General features: G+C 64.2%; 2 pseudogenes. Both read left to right on the top strand.

What is annotated here, in order from left to right:
* Positions 1-479, top strand: a pseudogene (locus IF78_RS0142850) (alpha-1,4-glucan--maltose-1-phosphate maltosyltransferase); the annotation flags it as partial.
* A pseudogene (locus IF78_RS44685) lies at positions 443-1,048 on the top strand (alpha-amylase family glycosyl hydrolase); the annotation flags it as partial. The pseudogenes IF78_RS0142850 and IF78_RS44685, both read left to right, overlap by 37 nt.

Below are 1,048 nucleotides of genomic sequence, written 5' to 3'. Positions count from 1 at the left end.
ACGAACTGTGCGAGAACACCCCCCTGCGCCCCGGCAGCGAGGAATACCTCCACTCCGAGAAATACCAACTCCGACCCCGCGACTGGGAGACAGCCGAACGCGAGGGGCGTACGCTCACGCCACTCATCACCAAACTCAACGCCGTCCGGCGCGCGAACCCCGCGCTTCGGCAGCTGCGCGATCTGCACTTCCATCACGCGGACAAGGACGCGGTGATCGCCTACTCGAAACGGCAGGGATCGAACACGGTTCTGGTGGTCGCCAACCTCGACCCCCACCACACCCAGGAGGCCACGGTCTCGTTGGACATGCCGCAACTCGGCCTGGAATGGCATGAGTCGGTACCGGTGCGCGACGAGCTCACCGGCGAGACCTATCACTGGGGCAGGGCCAACTATGTGCGCCTCGAGCCGGGCCGTGCGCCCGCGCACATCTTTCGTGTTCTGCCGGCGACGGCGTCGGCGACCTCAAAGGCCTGACCGCAAAACTCGACTACCTGCAATGGCTCGGCGTCGACTGCCTGTGGCTGCCGCCCTTCTTCAAATCACCGCTCAGGGACGGCGGCTACGACGTCTCCGACTACACGTCGGTCCTGCCGGAGTTCGGTGATCTCGCCGACTTCGTGGACTTCGTGGACTCCGCCCACCAGCGGGGCATGCGGGTCATCATCGACTTCGTCATGAACCACACCAGCGACCAGCACCCGTGGTTCCAGGAATCGAGAAAAGACCCGGACGGGCCCTACGGCGACTACTACATGTGGGCCGACGACGACAAGGCATACGGCGACGCCCGCATCATCTTCGTCGACACGGAAGCCTCCAACTGGACCTTCGATCCGGTCCGCAAGCAGTACTTCTTCCACCGTTTCTTCTCCCACCAGCCGGACCTCAACTACGAGAACCCGGCCGTGCAGGAGGAGATCCTCTCCGCGCTGAAGTTCTGGCTGGACCTGGGCATCGACGGCTTCCGGCTGGACGCGGTGCCGTATCTGTACGCGGAGGAGGGCACGAACTGCGAGAACCTGCCCGCGACCCATGAGTTCCTC

The sequence above is a fragment of the Streptomyces bicolor genome, from assembly GCF_000719285.1.
In the GTDB taxonomy this organism is placed as follows: Bacteria; Actinomycetota; Actinomycetes; order Streptomycetales; family Streptomycetaceae; genus Streptomyces; species Streptomyces bicolor.
Note: the sequence above shows the minus strand (reverse complement) of the source record. Positions and strands in the feature narration are given on the sequence as shown.